This is a genomic window from Pseudomonas sp. S3_B08, from assembly GCF_054667725.1.
The window spans coordinates 532,496-547,468 of the sequence record NZ_CP162750.1 but is presented as its reverse complement, the minus strand read 5'-3'; the positions used below and the strand labels follow the sequence as shown (position 1 = coordinate 547,468).

The 14,973-nt window shown below is 61.2% G+C and carries 13 protein-coding genes; all 13 read right to left on the bottom strand.

Translation table 11 applies throughout. From position 1 onward, the window contains the following. Positions 1 to 83 precede the first annotated feature (83 nt). From pseI to rfbF, 13 genes are read right to left on the bottom strand one after another with little or no spacing between them, the layout of a single operon-like run. Positions 84 to 1,136, bottom strand: coding sequence for a pseudaminic acid synthase (gene pseI / locus AB4N73_RS02565; protein ID WP_236167929.1), 1,053 nt, complete (start codon positions 1,134 to 1,136; stop codon positions 84 to 86). Next, complete coding sequence (gene pseG / locus AB4N73_RS02560) at positions 1,129 to 2,634, bottom strand: UDP-2,4-diacetamido-2,4,6-trideoxy-beta-L-altropyranose hydrolase (RefSeq protein WP_460060237.1); 1,506 nt, start codon at positions 2,632 to 2,634, stop codon at positions 1,129 to 1,131. The genes pseI and pseG overlap by 8 nt, the downstream gene beginning before the upstream one ends. Further along, positions 2,631 to 3,326: a pseudaminic acid cytidylyltransferase gene (gene pseF / locus AB4N73_RS02555; RefSeq protein ID WP_460142890.1), complete on the bottom strand. Its 696-nt coding sequence runs from the start codon at positions 3,324 to 3,326 to the stop codon at positions 2,631 to 2,633. The genes pseG and pseF overlap by 4 nt, the downstream gene beginning before the upstream one ends. A gap of 6 nt (positions 3,327 to 3,332) precedes the next feature. Further along, positions 3,333 to 4,496 (bottom strand): UDP-4-amino-4,6-dideoxy-N-acetyl-beta-L-altrosamine transaminase, encoded by a 1,164-nt coding sequence (gene pseC / locus AB4N73_RS02550; protein ID WP_460142889.1) that lies wholly within the window; start codon positions 4,494 to 4,496, stop codon positions 3,333 to 3,335. Further along, the gene (pseB, locus tag AB4N73_RS02545) at positions 4,493 to 5,494 is read right to left on the bottom strand and encodes a UDP-N-acetylglucosamine 4,6-dehydratase (inverting) (protein WP_460142888.1); all 1,002 of its coding nucleotides are present in this window, start codon (positions 5,492 to 5,494) and stop codon (positions 4,493 to 4,495) included. The genes pseC and pseB overlap by 4 nt, the downstream gene beginning before the upstream one ends. Before the next feature lie 28 nt (positions 5,495 to 5,522). After that, positions 5,523 to 8,435 carry a glycosyltransferase family 2 protein gene (locus tag AB4N73_RS02540; protein ID WP_056783777.1) on the bottom strand — a complete coding sequence of 971 codons (2,913 nt, stop codon included), beginning with the start codon at positions 8,433 to 8,435 and terminating at the stop codon, positions 5,523 to 5,525. A gap of 55 nt (positions 8,436 to 8,490) precedes the next feature. Then, positions 8,491 to 9,228 carry a cephalosporin hydroxylase family protein gene (locus tag AB4N73_RS02535; protein ID WP_038860482.1) on the bottom strand — a complete coding sequence of 246 codons (738 nt, stop codon included), beginning with the start codon at positions 9,226 to 9,228 and terminating at the stop codon, positions 8,491 to 8,493. A 17-nt stretch (positions 9,229 to 9,245) separates the two neighbouring features. Continuing rightward, positions 9,246 to 10,316, bottom strand: a complete 1,071-nt coding sequence (locus AB4N73_RS02530; RefSeq protein WP_041479002.1) for a class I SAM-dependent methyltransferase — start codon at positions 10,314 to 10,316, stop codon at positions 9,246 to 9,248. Continuing rightward, positions 10,313 to 11,164 (bottom strand): NAD-dependent epimerase/dehydratase family protein, encoded by an 852-nt coding sequence (locus AB4N73_RS02525; RefSeq protein WP_423663778.1) that lies wholly within the window; start codon positions 11,162 to 11,164, stop codon positions 10,313 to 10,315. Before AB4N73_RS02525 ends, AB4N73_RS02530 begins: the two co-directional genes overlap by 4 nt. Continuing rightward, positions 11,161 to 12,387 carry a class I SAM-dependent methyltransferase gene (locus AB4N73_RS02520; protein ID WP_150636637.1) on the bottom strand — a complete coding sequence of 409 codons (1,227 nt, stop codon included), beginning with the start codon at positions 12,385 to 12,387 and terminating at the stop codon, positions 11,161 to 11,163. Before AB4N73_RS02520 ends, AB4N73_RS02525 begins: the two co-directional genes overlap by 4 nt. Further along, positions 12,384 to 12,944: a dTDP-4-dehydrorhamnose 3,5-epimerase family protein gene (locus tag AB4N73_RS02515; RefSeq protein WP_056783766.1), complete on the bottom strand. Its 561-nt coding sequence runs from the start codon at positions 12,942 to 12,944 to the stop codon at positions 12,384 to 12,386. Before AB4N73_RS02515 ends, AB4N73_RS02520 begins: the two co-directional genes overlap by 4 nt. Then, the gene (rfbG, locus tag AB4N73_RS02510; RefSeq protein WP_457264008.1) at positions 12,941 to 14,023 is read right to left on the bottom strand and encodes a CDP-glucose 4,6-dehydratase; all 1,083 of its coding nucleotides are present in this window, start codon (positions 14,021 to 14,023) and stop codon (positions 12,941 to 12,943) included. The genes AB4N73_RS02515 and rfbG overlap by 4 nt, the downstream gene beginning before the upstream one ends. Further along, complete coding sequence (rfbF, locus tag AB4N73_RS02505) at positions 14,005 to 14,778, bottom strand: glucose-1-phosphate cytidylyltransferase (protein ID WP_041478997.1); 774 nt, start codon at positions 14,776 to 14,778, stop codon at positions 14,005 to 14,007. The genes rfbG and rfbF overlap by 19 nt, the downstream gene beginning before the upstream one ends. Positions 14,779 to 14,973: the final 195 nt, after the last annotated feature.

The following is a 14,973-nucleotide window of genomic DNA, read 5'->3' as shown; positions in this document are numbered from 1 at the left end:
TCTCCCCGGTCAATACAATACAGTGAAGATGCGCGTTATGACTCGCAGGTCACGCTATTTTGCCGAATCGATGGCAGATTGGCCTATTCGACCAGCGACCAGTCCAGCGGCGTACCGCGCTTGATCGCGGTGCGCGCACGGCGTCCGAGGACGGCTTCGGTGTGCTTGGGCGGTAGACCGAGACCGGGGCGAATGGCGCGCAGATTGTCGCCGGTAAAGGCTTCACCGGCAGCCATGTCAGCGGTGACATACAGCGAGCGGCGATAGACCAGCGACTTGCGCTCGGCCTCGGTCGGACCATACTGAACACGCCCCATGGCCTGCCAGGCACGTTCGGTTTCGACGACCAGACTGGCCAGCTCCGCAGGCTCCAGGGAGAAACTCGCGTCCACGCCACCGGCGGAACGATCAAGGGTGAAGTGTTTCTCCACCACCGTCGCTCCCAGCGCCACCGCCGCCACCGACACGCCAACGCCCATCGAGTGGTCCGACAGCCCCACCTCGCAACCAAACAGCTCGCGCAGATGCGGGATCGTGCGCACATTGCTGTTGAGTGGCGTGGCCGGATAGGTGCTGGTGCACTTGAGCAACACCAGATCCTTGCAGCCGGCCTCGCGCGCGGCACGCACGGTTTCATCCAGTTCGGCGATGCTGGCCATGCCGGTGGAGATGATCAGCGGTTTGCCGGTCGCTGCCACTCGACGGATCAACGGCAGATCGGTGTTTTCAAAACTGGCAATCTTGTACGCCGGCACCTCGAGGCCTTCGAGAAAATCCACCGCGCTGTCATCGAACGGCGTCGAGAACGCGAGCATTCCCAACTCTTTGGCCCGAGCAAAAATCGGCGCGTGCCACTCCCACGGTGTATGGGCTTTTTCGTAGAGATCGTAGAGCGACGTGCCGGCCCACAGACTGCCCGGATCCTTGATGAAGAATTCGCCTTCAGCCAAATCCAGGGTCATGGTTTCGGCGGTGTAGGTTTGCAGCTTCAAGGCATGCGCCCCGGCCTTGGCTGCCGCCTCGACGATTTGCAAAGCGACGTCGAGAGACTGGTTATGGTTGCCGCTCATCTCGGCAATGATGAACGGCGGCGCATCGGCACCGATGGTGTGGTGGCCAATCTTGAAACTAGACATGCGGGTGATCCTTCAAAACACGGCTGAACGCGCAGGTTTCCTGGATGAACCCGGCGTCGCGAAAAACTTTCAATGAGGACTGATTGGCGGGCATGACCCGGGCAGTGATGCGTGTCAGTTGCGGCCAGTGCGCAGCGACAAACGCTTCGCCACGGCTGAGCACTGCCCTGCCCCAACCGAGGCCGAAACGCCCTTCCAGCAGATAGATCGACACTTCGGCTTCGAACCCGCGCAAGTCGTAACGCAGCACCCCGACCGGGCCGTCGTCCGCCTCGGCAATCAGTAGCAGTCGCTGCGGATTGCGCAGACTCGCCGTCAGCCAGTGCAGATGCTGCACCCAATCGATAACGCCGGTTTCCAGCGACCAGCGCCGCACTGCTTCGGCATTGCGTCCATCGAACAGCAACTGCGCATCGTCCTGGGTTGCCGGGCGCAGTTTCAGCACCGCACCGGCCAGCGCCGCCGCCACGCGTTCGGCACCGCGTCCGTCGACCAGTTGCCGCGAGCGCTCGGCGAGGCTGCGGCGTAGAAAATGATTGTTTACGACGAAGCCGACCGCATCACGCAACTGCTCGACGCTGACCTGTTCCCGAGCACCCATGAACACATGCGCACCGGCAGCGGCCATGACTTCGCCGTTGGCCTGCTGATTGTTCGCCACGGCGATGCAGATCGTCGGCAAACCCAACGCCGCGCGCTCCCAACTGGTGCCACCGCCGGCGCCGATAAACAGATCGGCCTCAGTCATGCGCTGATGGAAATCGCTGACGAAACTGTGCAGGCGCCAGTTCGGTCGCGTCTCGGCCAACGCTTGCATCTGCGTCCACGCCGGGTTGTCGGCGCCAGCGACGAAGTCCACCTGCAACTCAGTGAAATCAGCCAGCGCCAGCATCGCATGATGAGTCTGCCTCGCCGCGTCGAAACCGCCGAAATTCACCAGCACGCGCCGGGCCTTCGGTTTGATCTCGATGGCATCGCAGTTGAATTCTTCGCGCAGCATGGCGTAGCGCGGGCCGAGCAAGGTGCGACAGCCTGGCGGCAGCAGCGCCGCGTAGTTTTCACTCAAGCCCGAGAGGTTCTGATTGAGCAGCAGATCGACGCTGTAACGCCGCGTGGCCAGATCATCCACGGCGGCGATTCGATGCGCCCAGCGCCGGGCAGCGGTTTGCCAGTGATGATCGAGGCCGTAATGGTCGACGATGATCCAGTCGAACGGTGCCTGCCCATCCAGCAGCAGGCCCAGTGCATCAATATCGAACTGCCACGGCAACATCGATTCGATGGCCTGCAGCGGGTCTTCGTCGCGATAGCGCTCGGGCAGTGCAAAGGTCTCGAAGCCTTCGGCATTCAAGGCTTCGAGTCGATGCCCCGGCAAACGCCGACAGGCAAACGCAACATGACTGCCCTGCCCGCGCAGCATCCGCGCCAGAGTCACGCAGCGGGCAATGTGGCCGCTGCCGATGGTTGGCGAGGCGTCGGCGCGGATCAGCACTCTCATTGCAGTTCTCCGCCGGCTCTGAGTGCGGCGTACAGATATTCGGCGCGTTGCCAGTCTTCGGGTGTGTCGATGTCCTGGACCAAATGACGCGGCAGGATCACCGGCAGGCTCGCTGGCGAGAACAGCGTCTCGCCACGCAGCCACGCTTCGCTGCGCCCCCAGTAAAATTGCCCGGCATCCTGAAACGCTTCGGGCAGATCCTGCGAACGGGTGGTACGAAATTCGGGGTACATGGACATCAAAGCGCCCTCCTCGTCGAGGGTCAGTGCGCGCTGCACCGGGAAACCGAAACCGCACACCGAAAAGGCAAACGACTTGTGCGGATGCTGCTTGAGCAAATCCAGACCCTGACGCAGATAACGCGCCTGCAACAATGGCGCGGTCGCGTACACGCAGCAGGCGTAATCGAACGTCGGCAATTGCTGCAAGGCATGCACGATCACCGCAGCGGTACCGGTGAAATCATCGGCCAGATCGGCCGGTCGCATGAACGGCACTTCAGCGCCATGTGCTCGTGCGAAGTCGGCGATTTCGTCATCGTCGGTGCTGACCACAACGCTCTCGAATAGCCCTGACTCCAGCGCCGTGCGAATCGTGCGGACGATCATCGGTACGCCGTCGAACGGTTTGAGATTCTTGCGCGGAATGCGCTTGCTGCCACCACGGGCGGGGATGATCGCGACGCAGCTCACGGTGCCTTACTCCTCAAGCAGCAGCCGACGCAGTTGCTCGACCACCTGATCTTGTTGTGCCTCACTGAGCAAAGGGAACAGCGGCAAACTGATCGCTTCGGCGTAATAGCGCTCGGCCTCGGGGAAATCGCCCTCGGCAAAGCCCAGCTCGCGATAGTAAGGCTGCAAGTGCACGGGAATGTAGTGCAGATTGACGCCGATGCCAGCGTTGCGCAAACCTTCGAACACTTGGCGATGACTGAGGTTGCAGCGCTCGGTCTGCAAGCGCACCACATACAGGTGCCACGCCGAATCGGCTTCCGGCTGCGCGCTCGGCAAGGTCAGCGGCAGGTAGGCGAGCAACTGATCGTAACGCGCGGCCAGTTCCCGGCGACGTGCGACAAACTCATCAAGTTTGCGTAGTTGCGACAGTCCCAGCGCCGCTTGCAGATCGGTGATCCGGTAATTGAAGCCCAGCTCGACTTGCTGGTAATACCACGCCCCGTGGCTCGGCTCGGTCATGTGCTCGGGATCGCGGGTCATGCCGTGGCTGCGCAGGCGTCGCAGACGTTCGGCCAGCACCGGGCGATTGGTCAGGACCATGCCGCCCTCGGCGCTGGTAATGATTTTCACCGGGTGAAAACTGAACACCGTCATCGCCGCGAAGTCGCCACAACCGACTGGACGCCCGGCGTAGCTGGCGCCCACCGCGTGCGAGGCGTCTTCGATCACGGTGAAGTTGTAGCGCACCGCCAGGTCGGCAATCTTGCGCATATCGCAGCTCTGCCCGGAGAACGCGACGGCGACCAGGACTTTCGGCAGCGTGCCGTCGCGTTCGGCCTGTTCGAGCTTCGCTTCAAGGGCGAAGGCATCGAGGTTCCAGGTCAGCGGATCGATGTCGACGAAATCAACATCAGCGCCGCAATAGCGCCCGCAATTGGCCGAAGCCAGAAACGTATTCGGCGAGGTCCACAAGTGATCGCCCGGCCCCAGGTCAGCGGCCAGACAAGCAATGTGCAGCGCCGCCGTGGCATTGCACACCGCCACGGCGAAATCCGCCTGACAGCGCTCAGCCATGGCCTGCTCGAAGCGCTCGATAGTCGGCCCCTGGGTCAGCCAGTCCGATTGCAGCACCTCGACCACCGCATCGATGTCCGCCTGATCAAGGCTCTGCCGACCGTAAGGAATCATACCGACAGCTTCGCGTGCAGATCGGCGATCTGCCCCACTGAAAGGAAATGCGGGTTGGTGTCCGAGCGATACTCGAAATCCTCGCCCACCGCACGCCCACGTTCGCCAAGTTTATCGACGGCAAAATCGACGTCGACGCTGGTAAAACGAATCGACGGCTGAATCGTGTAGTGATCCTCGAACTCCAGAGTCATGCGCGCATCGTCCAGCGGCACCATCAACTCATGCAGCTTCTCGCCGGGACGGATGCCGACGTTCTTGTGCGGCAGATGTTCAGCCATGCCGCGCGCCAGATCGACGATGCGGATCGACGGGATCTTCGGCACGAACACTTCGCCGCCGTGCATCCGCGCAAAGCTGTCGAGCACGAACTGCACGCCGTGGTCGAGGGTGATCCAGAACCGCGTCATGCGCTCGTCGGTGATCGGCAACTCCTGCGCGCCGTCAGCGATCAGCTTGCTGAAAAACGGCACTACCGAGCCGCGCGAACCGGCGACATTGCCGTAGCGCACTACCGCGAATCGGGTCTGCTGCTCGCCGGCAATGTTGTTGGCGGCGACGAACAATTTGTCCGAGAGCAACTTGGTCGCGCCGTACAGATTGATCGGGCTGGCCGCCTTGTCGGTGGACAGCGCGACGACTTTCTTTACGCCGTTATCGATCGCAGCGGCGATGATGTTTTCCGCGCCGTTGACGTTGGTGCGGATGCATTCGGTCGGGTTGTATTCCGCCGCCGGCACCTGCTTTAGCGCGGCGGCATGCACCACATAATCGATGCCGCGCATGGCCTGACGCAAGCGGTCGGCGTCACGCACGTCACCGATGAAATAACGCATGCACGGCGCATTGAAGGTCTGCTGCATCTCGTACTGTTTCAGCTCGTCGCGGGAGAACACCACCACACGCTTGGGCTGGTATTGCTCCAGCAAGTGACGGATGAAGTTGCGCCCGAACGAGCCGGTGCCGCCGGAGATGAAGATCGATTTACCGTTGAACATTTTTTCAATTCCGTCCCTGTCGCCAGGCTTAAGCGAGCAACTGTGCCCAGTCCAGTGAAGCATTGTCATCGAGCACGAAGCCTTTGCCCTTCAGGCTCAGGTTCGCGTTGTAGGCCTGATCCTGAACGAATGCCGCCGGCCATTTTTCGCGCAGGGCCAGCAGCGCTTGCGGGGCGTCAGGCATACCGCCCTGATGGATGACTTGCACCGCCGGAGTCCATACCGTCAGATAACCGGCCTGCCCGGCGCTCAGGCACAGATCGACATCGCTGAAGCCTTCGGCAAATGTGCTTTCGTCCAGACCGCCGAGCGCCTCGTACAACTCTTTGCGGACCATCAGGCACACGCTCGATACCGCCGAGTAGTTCTGTTCCACCGCCAAGCGGTGCAGGTAACCATCGGCATCGTGATCTTCACCGACGAAGGGCGAATCGACCCCGCCATTCATGCCCAGGATCAATCCCGCCTGGCTGATCTTGCGATCACGGTCGATCAGTTTTGGCCCGACCACGCCGACCTCCGGACGCAGAGCATGGTTGAGCAAAGAGTCGAGCCAGTTCGGATTGACCACTTCCGCATCGGCGGCGAGCAGCACCAGGTACTCGCCACGCGCCTGACGACTGCCCGCGTTGAATAATCCTGCTGCGCTCAACGTCCGATCAGTACGCAGCACCTGCACTCTGGAGTGCTTGTAAGTCCCGAGCCAGTCATTGATCTCAGCCGTCTGATCCGCAGTGGCGGCGATCAGCACTTCATAGTGATGGTAACGGGTACGCAGCAACACACCTTCAAGGCAACGTTGCAGCACCGCCAGATCGCTGCCCGCCGGAATAATGATCGACACCAGCGGACGATCACTGTGGTGGTAGTCGATCTGGTAAACCCCCGGAACCGCTGACGTCACTTTGCCCTTGTAACCGCGATTGCCCAAATGGCGCAGCAGCGCCAGGCGCTCGTCAGCATTCTCGACCAGCTCTGGTGCCTGGCTGATCAATAGCGGCTCGTCGAGGTGAGCCAGGCTGTTGAGGCCGTGTTCTTCGATAAGACGCAGCAGCACATCGAGCTCCAGTGCCTGACTGAAATCAGCGCGATAGCCGCCGATTTCGACCAGCGCATCGCGCCGTACCAGCCAGTGCCGCGCCATCAGCGTTGGCAGGCTCAGCAGCAGATCAAGGTTGAAGCCCGGCCGGAACACGTCGGTCAGGGCACCGTTTTCCTGACGCTGGATTTCGTCGGTGGATACCGCGCGGCAATCGCCGGCGTTCATCAACTCCAGGCTGGCGCGCAACAATCCGCTGGCAGTGAACTCATCACCGGCTTCAGCCAACAGCAGCCAGTCACACGGCGATTGACGAGCGCTTTGATTGAGCTTGTCGATCAGATTGCCCGCGGTCACTCGGACAAAATGCAGGGTGTTCTGTGCCGTGGTCGCGGCGGGCGCTTCGCCGGTGGTGAACACGACAATGCGGAAGGCCTTGCACTGCCCTTCCAGCAAGCTGTCGAGAGACACCTGAAGCTTGTCGATGTCGTCGTCCAGATCCAGCAGAAAAATGCCGAACTGCGGCCCGCCGCCATTCACCGCCAGATGTTGGCCGATTGCCTCGAGGTGAGCGCCGGGCGCACGTGCGGCCAGCCAGTTGAGCAGGCGACCGGACTGCATCTTGTCCATGACCGCATGATGGTCATCGACGGTCAACGCTTCGAGACGCTCGATCCAGGCCTGCATCGCTTGCGCCTCTTCGGCTTGGCCCATCGAAGTCAGTTGAGCCGCCAGCCGCTTGACCACGGTGCGATTGAACGCATTGAGATCGTGAGCCTGCCACAAACGGTCGAGAACGCTTTCCGGCGTGTCGTTGTTGCGTGCTTGCAGCAAGTGCGCCTGACGGGTCCAGACGCCCTCCAGGCCTTCAAGCTGGATGCGCCCCGCCGGCATGGCGTGCAGCATGAATTCGAACTGCGCCAGGCGGTCGAAAAATGCCTCGTTGTAGAACGGCATTTCCACGTACTGCAAAGGTCCGAAACGACGATCCGGGTACTTGAGCTCCTGATTCCAGGTGGACTGGATGATCAGCTCCGCAGTCAGCGCTCGATTCGATTGCAGGCTGTCGACCATTGCCTCGAAGCTTTGCAGGGCAAGCGCTTTGCCCTGCTCGGCGTTCAGCCCTTTGATCTGGGTTGGCAGCGCGGCAAGGAACTCGGCAAAGGCTTCACGCTCGGCGACCGATTTGGCATCGACGTAGGTCAGCGAGTGATACACCTCGGTGCTGTGCTCGGAGGCACCGTAGTTGATCTCCCGAACCACATAAGGGATCGGCAGAATCCGTGCTTTGGCACTGGCCAGCAGGAAATAGACATGGCCGATTTCCTGCCACTGGAAGCTGGTGCCGGGTGGCAATGCCGAGTGCCAGGTCTTCATCAGATCAGTACGGGTCACCGCATAGAACGGCGGGATGTACTGGCTCATGTAATCGATGACCCGCTCCTGAGCCTGTTCAGAGCAGTAGTCTTCCTGGACCTTTTTGTCGCGGCGGTAGTAGCTGACGCCACCGGCCAGCGTCAGGTACATCAGGCAGTAGCCGTGGCACATGCCGTAATCCGGATTGGCCTGCAGGAAACCCACGGATTCGGCCAATGAATCATGCAGGATGAAGTCGTCATCGGCCGCCAGCACCATGTACGGCGTGGTCAGTTGCTCGACACCATAGGCCAGTTTGGCCTGCATCCCCCAGTACGCGAATTGCGGCACATGATGGTAATCGACGGCGGAAAAATCGCCTTCCGGACGTTCCGGCGAGGAGTCGAGCACCATGATCTTGCAGGGCAAGTCGCTGTAATACTTCACAGCCCGACGCAGGAACGCCGGTCGGTTGTGGGTAATCAGCACCACCGTCAACAGCTCATCAAGCGGTAGCGTCAGTTCAGAACTGTACTTGCCTTGCATAACTTCTCTCCACAACCGGCGACTCGCCGAAACAACTCTGGGTAAATGTTGCGAATTAACGAACGCGACGCAGGTAGCCGTCCGGCGCCACGGTGATCAGCAGTTTGTTCTGCAATTGCTGGTCGATTTCGAAGTCCTGGTTCTCTTCCAGGTACTTCCACACGGCGGTTTTCGGGTTGTCGCCCGGGCCCCATGGACGATCCGGGAAGAAATCGGCCGGCATGTCTTCAACCACGGTGTCCATGACCACGCAGTAGCTGTCGACCGACACCAGCGGCGCGTAGAGGCGCAGTTCTTCGAGCACGTGATCGTGAGTGTGATTGGAGTCGAGGACCAGAATGACTTTCTTGCCTTTGGCGGCGGCCTGCACCTGAGCGGCAATGGCCGGGTCGATGCTTGAGCCTTCGATCATCTTGATGCGCTTGGCCATCGGGTGGCTTTCGATGGCTTCACGGTTGTGCGGACGAATGTCGAGGTCGATGCCGAGCACTTCGCCGTGGCCTTGCAGCTCGAGCAGCGAGGCGTAGTAGATGATCGAACCGCCGTGGGCAATGCCGCACTCGATAACCAGGTCCGGCTTGACCTGCCAGATGATCTCCTGCATGGCCATCATGTCTTGCGGCAGCTGGATGATCGGGCGGCCCATCCACGAGAAGTGGTAGCTGTATTTGTGCTTGGCCGATTCGTTGAAGAAATCCCGGGCCAGGCCGGTCAGTTTCGGGTCGTCACCTTGCTGGGCGATCTGCTCGCGGCACTCGGCTTCGAAGGCTTGGTTGATGCTGTTGTCGGTCATGTTGGTCATCTCAAGGGTCACTGAAACGAAGCGCTGTCGACGGCGTGATAGACGTAGCGTCCACCGGTCATCCGCTTGATCTCTTCGAGGTAATTGGAATTCATCACAAACAGGTGCGCGCCTTCCGGCAGCGCATCCATGGCCTCTTGCGGCGAGGACACGCGCGCGCCGCTCAGCGGCAGATAACGCCCCTGCTTGGCCGGGTTGATATCGACTACGCGATCGACCGCAACGCCGGCGCGTTGCAGGTACAGCGAATAGATCACGCCTTTGGACGAAGCGCCCCAGATCGCTGAACCCTGCGCAGGCGCCGAGCGGATGATCTGCACGGCACGGTCGAGACTGGCGCTGAAATCTTCCGGCAGAGTCAGGCGCGGCACCGGTTGTTCGGGTATCAGGCGCAACGTCGACAGATCAGCGACGATGTACAGATATTGACCGCCGAACAGATGCCCGGCCTCGTGCACCGTGCCGAACATCCGGCGCAGGTCATCGAGGCGGAAATAATTGACGTGTTCGTAGAACAGGTCGAACCAGGCCTTGTGCTCGAGGATCCAGTCCAGGCACGGCACTTCGATATAGATCTGCCCGCCCTGATTGGCCTCGGCGATCACGGCCAGAAAGCTCACCGGGTCTTCGATGTGCTCCAGCACATGACGCAGCACAATGGCATCTGCCGCCAGGCCGAGGCCGCGCGTAAACGGCGCCTTGATCACCTCGGGGTTTTCGCCTTCATAAGCCGGGTCGATGCCGGTAATCGAATAGCCAAGGCTTTTGAGCAGCTCGAGAAAGTAGCCCTTGCCGCAGCCGACCTCGATCAGCTCCTGGCCCTTGAAGTGCTTGCCGATGATGCCTTCGACGTCACTTAAATGCTTCTGGAACTGACCGGAGTGCGCCTGCTCGTTCTGATAGTCGGCGTCATAACTGAGCTTGTCGGCATCGAACGCGGCGTTGAAAACCAGACCGCTGCGCTCGTCCTGAACCAGCAGCATGTCGGCGCTGGCCGAGGCACGCGCCGATTCGGCATCGGCGAAAGTGCGGTTCTGCAATACCGGCAGGCCGGTGGCCCGGTACAACTCGTGCCTCATGGCGACTCTCCCAATAACTGTTGCAAGCGCTCGGTAACGGCCCAGAACGCCAGCGGTTCGTGGGTCGGATACGGGTAATGGCCGAGGTTCAGAGCCAGTGTTGCGCCACGCTCACGCAAGCGCTGTTCGACCAGCGCACGCACCGACACCGGATGGCCGCTGGCGCAGTTGATCACGCCGTCGAACTCGCGCTGATGGAGGATCGCGGCGAGATGACTCGCGGCGGTTTCAATCGCGAGGAAATCGCGCAACTGCTCACCGGCCGACATGTTGAACGACGCCTCGCCGCTATCGATGGCCCGGTCCAGCGCGGCCAACAGGCTGTTGGGGTTCTGCCCTTCGCCGTGCAAATAGAACAACCGCGCCCACTGCAATGTGAACGGTTGCTCCTGCTGCAGATTCTGCAGAAACAGGTGCAGCGTATGTTTGGCCAGACCGTAGGGATTGCTCGGCCGTGGCTCGGTTGACTCGCTGAGCGGACCGCTCTGCATGCCGTATTCGAAGCAAGTGCCGGTCACCAGCACCTGCGACACGCCCGCCTCTATCGCGCTTTTGATAAAGCGGTAATCGGCCATCAGGTTGTGCTCGAAATGGAACAGCGCCCGATAGTTCGGCAGCCCCGGCCAGGCCAGATGCACGAGTGCGTCGATGCCTTCGGTCAGCGCGACGACATTCAGGTCGGCAGCGTGAATGTCTGCCGCGACGAATTCGACGTGGTTGATCCATGGCATGCCCTGCGCGGTTTCTGCGTTGCGCGCCACCGCGCGGACTTCACAGCCGCGCTCAAGCAATGCAGCAACCAGATGCCGACCGACAAAGCCCGTGGCGCCAGTGACCAGAACTTTCACAGCACTTTCAACTCAGGCACGGCGATGACGAAGCGCCCGTCCCACTGACGCACCTGCGCCAGTTGCTGACTGACTTCGTGCAGCAGGTTCCAGGGCAGCACCAGCACGTAGTCCGGTTGCTCAATGTCGATCTGCGCTGGCGCAACAATCGGGATGCGACTGCCCGGCAAGAACTTGCCCTGTTTGTGCGGGTTGGCATCGGCCACCCAGGACAGCAGATCCGCTTTGACTCCGGCGTAGTTGAGCAAGGTATTGCCCTTGGCCGCCGCGCCGTAACCGACCACACGTTTGCCGTCGGCTTTGGCCTGCAACAAGAAGCGCAGCAGGTCATGTTTGATGCGTTCGGCAGCAGGCGCGAGGGTCGCGTAGTAATCAGGGGTTTTTATCCCGGCAGCGAGTTCGGCCTGCAGTTGTTGCTGAACTGCCGGGAGAACAGCGCGGCGCCGGCCGTCCTTGCGCTGCACGAATACGCGCAGCGAGCCGCCGTGAGTGCTCAACTGGCTGACGTCGAACACTTCCAGGCCATTGCGCTCGCACAGGGTCTGCACGGCGGTCAGCGACAGGTAGGAATAATGTTCGTGATACAGCGTGTCGAACTGCGCGCCAGCCATCAGCGTCAGCAGTTGCGGAAACTCGAAAGTGGCGACGCCGGTCGGCTTGAGCAACGTCGCGAAGCCGGCGAGGAAATCGTTGATGTCCGGCACATGCGCGAGCACGTTGTTGGCCGCCATCAGGTCGGCGTTCCAGCCTTCTTTGCGCAATTGCGTGGCGGTGTCGCGGCCGAAGAACAGCTCGCGAATTTCCAGGCCTTTCTCGCGTGCAGCCTGTGCGGTGCTGCGAGTCGGCTCGACGCCCAGGCACGGGATCCCGCGCGCGGCGACGTATTGCAGCAGGTAACCATCGTTGGCGGCGACTTCGACCACACGACTGTCGGCGTTAAGTCCGAAGCGCTCGCTCATCTCGGCGACATAGCGCTCGGCGTGATTGAGCCAAGTGCTGGAGAACGAACTGAAGTAGGCGTACTCGGCATCGAACAGGCTATCGGCACTGGTGTAGTCCTCGGTCTGCACCAGCCAGCATTGCTGGCACACCGCGACTTTGAGCGGGACCCATTGCTCGGCCTGCTCCAGGCGATCGGCGTGCACGTAGGCGTTGGACGGCGGCGAAGTGCCGAGGTCGATCAGCGGCAGATTCAGCGGTGCGGCGCACCCACGGCAATTCATAGACGCACTCCAGCAAAGTGTTGATCGAGCGCAGGATGGCTGGAATCGCGCGCTGACAAATTATTGACAGGCAACGGCCAGGCAATCGCCAGCCGAGGATCGTTCACCGACAAGCCGCCCTCGTGCTCCGGCGCGTAATCGGCGCTGTGCAGATAGAGCAATTCGGCGTCTGCGGTAAGCGTCTGAAAGCCATGAGCGAAACCGGCCGGAATCAACAGGCTGCGGCCATCGCCCGCCTTCAAGTGCTCGGCGTGCCAGTGCAAAAACGTCTCCGAGTCCGGCCGCAGATCCACCGCCACATCCCAGACCTCACCGCGCAGGCACGTGATCAGTTTGGCTTCCGGGGCGTTGGCATTCTGATAATGCAGGCCACGCACACTCCCCTTCTCGCGGGTGCAGGAGTGGTTGATCTGGCGGATATGAAATTCATTGCCGAACGCAATCAGGCTGCCCTCGCAGAACAACCGGGCGAAGTGCCCGCGCTGATCTTCGAAACGTTTGTGCTGAATGCTGAACAGACCGGCCAATGGCAACGCTTTCAGGGAAAACTCGCTCACAGCGCGCCTCGGTACAGATTCAACTGGCCCAGAGTTACAGCGCGCATGTCATCGCCGTTCTGCCAGGCCAGATGCCAGTCGAGGGTCTGGGCCAGGCATTGCTGCAAGGTCCAGCGCGCTTGCCAACCCAGCAATTGCCGCGCACGGCTGCTGTCCAGGCGCAGCAGGCCGGCTTCATGCAGTTCGCTTTTTTCGATACGCAAACCAGGTGCCTGCGGCCAGCGGCTGGCGAGCAATTCGACGACTTCGCCGACGCTGCACATGTCCGCCTCACCGGGGCCGAAGTTCCACGCGCCGGCATACTCCGGACCTCGCTCATAAAGGCCTGCGGCCAATTGCAGGTAACCCGCCAGCGGTTCAAGGGCGTGCTGCCATGGGCGCACGGCTTGCGGGTAACGCAGGGTCACCGGCTCGTCGGCACTCCAGGCTTTGAGCACGTCGGGAATCAGTCGCTCCGGGGCAAAGTCACCGCCGCCCAGTACATTGCCAGCGCGTGCGGTCGCCAGGGCCAAACCATGCTCGGCATGTTTGTCCGCCGGGAAGAACGACGCGGCATACGACTGCGCGAGCAACTCGCAGCAGGCCTTGCTGCTGCTGTAAGGATCGTGGCCACCGAGGGCTTCGTCTTCGCGGTACGGCCACAGCCATTCCTTGTTGGCGTAGACCTTGTCGGTAGTGACCAGCACGCAGGCGCGCACGCCGCCGACCTGACGAATCGCTTCGAGCAGGTTCAGCGTGCCCATGACATTGCTTGAATAGGTGCCGAGCGGATCGCGATAGCCCTCGCGCACCAACGGCTGCGCCGCCAGATGCAGGACGATCTCCGGTTCGGTCTCGGCGATGATTTCCAGCAAGGCGCCGAGGTCACGCAGATCGCCGCGTTGATCATTGATGTCTTCGTGTACGCGCGCCAGTTCGAACAGGCTTGGCTCAGTCGACGGATCCAGGGAAAAACCGCTGACCTGCGCGCCGAGGCTTTGCAGCCAAAGGGTCAGCCAACTGCCTTTGAATCCAGTGTGTCCGGTGACCAAGACGCGCTTGCCACGCCAGAACTCCGCACTCAGGCCCATTGCTTCCATGGGGCCTCCCCGCTCTGCCACAGCGCTTCGAGATGGTTCTTGTCGCGCAGGGTGTCCATCGGATGCCAGAAACCTTCATGCTCGAAGGCCTTCAGTTGTTCGTCCTGAGCCAGACGGGCCAACGGCTCGGCTTCCCAGGTGGTGCTGTCATCGCTGATGTAGGGCAGCACTTTTGGCGACAGCACGAAGAAACCGCCATTGATCCAGCCACCGTCCCCACGGGGTTTTTCAGTGAAACCCAGCACCTGGTCACCTTGCCGTTCAAGCGCGCCGTAACGACCTGGCGGCTGCACCGCAGTGACGGTCGCCAGGCGGCCGTGAGCCTTGTGATAGTCGACCAGCTCAGCAATATTGATGTCGGAAACGCCATCGCCATAGGTGAAGCAGAACGCCTCTTCATCCTTGAGATAACGCGCGGCACGCAACAGGCGGCCACCGGTCATGGTTTCCTCGCCGGTATCGATGAGGGTCACACTCCACGGCTCGCTGTAGTTCTGATGGACGTCCATGCGGTTGTTGCGCATGTCGAAAGTGACGTCGGATGTATGCAGGAAGTAGTTGGCGAAGAAGTCCTTGATCGCGTAGCCCTTGTAGCCCAGGCAAATGACGAAGTCGTGGATCCCGTGGGCGGAATACTGCTTCATGATGTGCCAGAGAATTGGCTTGCCGCCAATCTCGATCATCGGCTTGGGCTTGAGGTGCGACTCTTCACTGATGCGCGTGCCGAGGCCACCCGCCAAAATTACTGCCTTCATCGTCTCCCCTCTCGTACGTCACCGGGCTGCGCACTGCTTTTTTGAGCGTCGCAGGCCTTCTGGCCAAACCTTCTGCCGCTACGGGCGCAGGAGGAAACACCGCGAGCGCTCGTTTTATGGCGATTTGCGGGGCACTTGCAGGAAACGCGCCAGCTCGTAGCCGGGTTTTGGGAGATAGCTGATAGAGGCTTCGAT

Coding starts and splice junctions, on each gene's coding strand:
- rfbF (WP_041478997.1), bottom strand. CDS start 14,778: ATGAAGGCAGTAATTTTGGCGGGTGGCCTCGGCACGCGCATCAGTGAA.
- AB4N73_RS02520 (WP_150636637.1), bottom strand. CDS start 12,387: ATGAATTGCCGTGGGTGCGCCGCACCGCTGAATCTGCCGCTGATCGAC.
- AB4N73_RS02530 (WP_041479002.1), bottom strand. CDS start 10,316: ATGAGGCACGAGTTGTACCGGGCCACCGGCCTGCCGGTATTGCAGAAC.
- pseG (WP_460060237.1), bottom strand. CDS start 2,634: ATGAGAGTGCTGATCCGCGCCGACGCCTCGCCAACCATCGGCAGCGGC.
- AB4N73_RS02535 (WP_038860482.1), bottom strand. CDS start 9,228: ATGACCGACAACAGCATCAACCAAGCCTTCGAAGCCGAGTGCCGCGAG.
- pseC (WP_460142889.1), bottom strand. CDS start 4,496: ATGATTCCTTACGGTCGGCAGAGCCTTGATCAGGCGGACATCGATGCG.
- pseI (WP_236167929.1), bottom strand. CDS start 1,136: ATGTCTAGTTTCAAGATTGGCCACCACACCATCGGTGCCGATGCGCCG.
- AB4N73_RS02540 (WP_056783777.1), bottom strand. CDS start 8,435: ATGCAAGGCAAGTACAGTTCTGAACTGACGCTACCGCTTGATGAGCTG.
- pseB (WP_460142888.1), bottom strand. CDS start 5,494: ATGTTCAACGGTAAATCGATCTTCATCTCCGGCGGCACCGGCTCGTTC.
- rfbG (WP_457264008.1), bottom strand. CDS start 14,023: ATGGAAGCAATGGGCCTGAGTGCGGAGTTCTGGCGTGGCAAGCGCGTC.